The organism is Candidatus Cloacimonadota bacterium (assembly GCA_019429305.1).
Taxonomy (GTDB): Bacteria; Cloacimonadota; Cloacimonadia; order Cloacimonadales; family JAJBBL01; genus JAHYIR01.
In genome coordinates, this window is record JAHYIR010000051.1 from 1 (window position 1) to 3,170 (window position 3,170).

The window sequence follows — 3,170 nt, forward strand, 5'->3', positions numbered from 1 at the left end:
GTGTGCTCTTCCGATCTATACAAGCTTCCTGATCGAAACATTCAGCATAATGATAACCCTTAGCATTGATCTCCTCTGAGAAACGGATTATCTTTTTCGGACATGCTTCGATGCATAAACCACAACCTTTGCAATAATAAGGATCAACAGTCATTTTCGGCATAACTAACTCCTTATCGTTTAATTTATAATATTGTTTTGAGATTTCTTTGAGGGAGTAAATTGTCAACCCTTAAATTTCCCCATATTGTATCTTATTAGTTGTACACTAACTGCTTCAGCTATGAGATAATAAAGCAACTAACTAATGGATAACTGCAGGTTTTACTCTAATACTGATAATCATAGCTAACAAAATTAGAGAAGCTCCAATAATGAGAGAAAATGTGATTTGTTCAGAGAGGATTAGCCATCCTCCTAAAAGAGCAAAGACGCTCTCCAGGCAAAGTATAATTGCTGCTTTTGTCGGTTCTATTTGTCTCTGAGCAAAAACTTGTAAAGTATATGCTATTCCTACCGAGATCAAACCACTGTATAACAGAGATATTCCTGCAGAACCTATGTTTGAAAAGATCTCACTACTAAGAAATGTTTCCGGACGATATCCCAAATTATAGATCAATCCAACTATTAGACTCAATATCGCACAGATAGCGAACTGCGTAAAGGCAAGATAGAGAGTATCATACCTTTTTATCAGTTTATCAACAAGTTGAAGATGGATTGCCCAAAACAGAGCTCCGACCAAAATCAAAGCATTGCTTATGGATACTGTTAGATCTCTGTTATCATTGATCAGATATAATCCAATGGTCGCTAATGATATAGCATAAATAGTTTGGCGATTTAGTCGCTGATTGCGGAAAAGACCTAAGATAGGCACAAATACTACATACAGTCCCGTTATAAAACCAGCATTACCGGCTGTAGTCCAGATTAAGCCGGTTTGCTGTAAGGATGCACCCATAAATAGCACTATTCCCAGATTCCAGGGAATTTTCTTGTATTTAGTTACAGATTTGAATCCCAAAAGACCAACAACTAAAGCACCGAGTGCAAATCTAATACTATTAAACAGAAAAGGGTCGAGTGACTCCATTCCTTGCCTTTGAGCAACAAAGGCAAAACCCCAGATTGCTGAGGTAAAAAAAAGGGCGCTGAGACTAATGCTTTTTTTCATTGCTTGAACAAAAACTATCCTCTTTCAGTTAATATCGGTTAACTATACTATTCATCATTTCAAATCCCTTGTAAGATATCTCGATAGAAAAGCTGATAAGTTTCTGTCAAGCTAATAGAATGTCCTTTCGTTATTCAATTCTCTATAAAGGTCAGTACTATTACTGATCAGATATGTATTAGCCATACATTAAGATAACTCCTTTATTTTTCTAAGTAGAGGGTATTGACTTCGTCTAGCTCGGAACTATTCATAAGAGGAATATTCCTTGGCACACGAAGTGTCGAATCTAAAGATCGTAGTCAATAAGAGAATAGTTATTATCTATACAGAATAAGCATTAAACTTTAGGGAGCACATGAGCCGGCTCTATCCGGCTCATGTGCTCCCTAATAGTTTCTTAAAATTAAGTATAAAGCAGATCAACGAGTTCGGTGCTTTTCCGACATGCCTTAACAATATCGGTTGCTAATGTCATATAACATGCCAATGTTGTTGAAAGAGTACAACCGGTGCCGTGCTGATATCTGAGAGGTGTTCTCATCTTACTTAAGCAGATAATTCTTTCTTTATCGATCAAAAATTCTCTAATAAGTATATCTTCGGTATCGCTATGACCACCGCTAACAAACAGGGCAACATCGTATTTTTTTGCCATATCGTGAGCTGATCTCTGCCAATTGTCGTGTTTTGGATCGATTATATTGAGAATTTTAGCGAGTTCTGAGAAATTTGGTGTTAGTATATCAATTTCAGGTAACAGTGCCCAAAGTATATCGCCTATATCACTGTCCATTACGAAAGATTCTCCTGAAGTGGGGGAGAAGACGGGATCCCATACTTTTATTGCTTGGGGAAATTTGCTTAGCGATTCAGCTACGATCAAAGCGTTTTTTTTGTTACCTAAAACTCCAATTTTGAGACAATTCACATCGAAAGTTGAACAAATATCTAATTGTTCCTCCAAAATACTACCATCAAGTGGATAAATGTTTTTTACTCCATTATCATCTTGAATAGTTATTGCTGTAACCGCTCCCAAAGTATTAAAGCCAAATTGGTTAGCTATTTTACAATCCTTAGTTATCCCAGCTTCTCCAGTAGTATCTGTAGCTGCTATAGAAAGAAAGTATTTTTGCGTACTTCTAACTTTAAACATAATGATTCACCATGTTTTACTAAACAAACTCAGTCTTTGATACTGAGAATAAAGATGATTTGCCTATGCGTTTGGTTTGGTTGCTTTCTTATCAATCTTAATAGCACAGAGCGAACCGCACATAGAGCAATAGTCAGAATCAGTTTCTGTAGTTGACTCTTTTCGCTTTTTTGCTAATAAAGGGTCAAGGGCAAATTGAAAAACTCTTTCCCAATTCAATTCACGGCGAGCTTCCGATATTGCTCTATCCCGTTGTATAGCAATCTGTTTTCTTTTTACCAGATCACCACAATGAGCAGCTAATTTAGATGCGATGACACCTTGTTTGACATCCTCCAGATCAGGTAAGCAGAGATGCTCAGCTGGAGTTACATAGCAGAGAAAATCGGCACCATAAGAAGCTGCCAAGGCACCTCCAATAGCTCCGGTTATATGATCATATCCGGGTGCAATATCGGTCACTAATGGCCCTAAAACGTAAAAAGGGGCATTATGGCATAGCTTTTTCTGTAGTTTAACATTCATCTCGACTTCATCAAGTGGAATATGACCGGGACCTTCTACCATGACCTGTACACCTCTCTTATTAGCTAATTCGACTAATTCGCCAAGAATGAGTAGTTCCGAGATCTGCCCGATATCAGTCGCATCATTCTGTGCACCGGGTCTTAATCCGTCACCGAGACTGAGGGTAACATCATATTTCTCTGCAATGTCCAGAAGACGATCATAATCCTCATACAAGGGGTTTTCGTTTCCCGTTACCTCTATCCAATGCTTGAGGAGAGAACCACCACGACTGACTATACCTAATACTCTTTCTGATCTCTC

At 38.0% G+C, this 3,170-nt stretch carries 4 protein-coding genes; all 4 read right to left on the reverse strand.

The annotated features are described in order from the left end of the window. Positions 1 to 163: 4Fe-4S binding protein (locus tag K0B81_09720; protein ID MBW6516870.1), on the reverse strand; the 163-nt coding region annotated here is incomplete at its 3' end. A gap of 141 nt (positions 164 to 304) precedes the next feature. Further along, positions 305 to 1,180: a DMT family transporter gene (locus K0B81_09725; protein ID MBW6516871.1), complete on the reverse strand. Its 876-nt coding sequence runs from the start codon at positions 1,178 to 1,180 to the stop codon at positions 305 to 307. A 406-nt stretch (positions 1,181 to 1,586) separates the two neighbouring features. After that, positions 1,587 to 2,339 carry a bifunctional hydroxymethylpyrimidine kinase/phosphomethylpyrimidine kinase gene (locus K0B81_09730; protein MBW6516872.1) on the reverse strand — a complete coding sequence of 251 codons (753 nt, stop codon included), beginning with the start codon at positions 2,337 to 2,339 and terminating at the stop codon, positions 1,587 to 1,589. A 63-nt stretch (positions 2,340 to 2,402) separates the two neighbouring features. Beyond that, positions 2,403 to 3,170: phosphomethylpyrimidine synthase ThiC (locus K0B81_09735; GenBank protein MBW6516873.1), on the reverse strand; the 768-nt coding region annotated here is incomplete at its 5' end.

Bases quoted from the DNA above. Each gene is read 5' to 3' on its own strand.
- K0B81_09725 (MBW6516871.1), bottom strand. From the start codon at position 1,180: ATGAAAAAAAGCATTAGTCTCAGCGCCCTTTTTTTTACCTCAGCAATC.
- K0B81_09730 (MBW6516872.1), bottom strand. From the start codon at position 2,339: ATGTTTAAAGTTAGAAGTACGCAAAAATACTTTCTTTCTATAGCAGCT.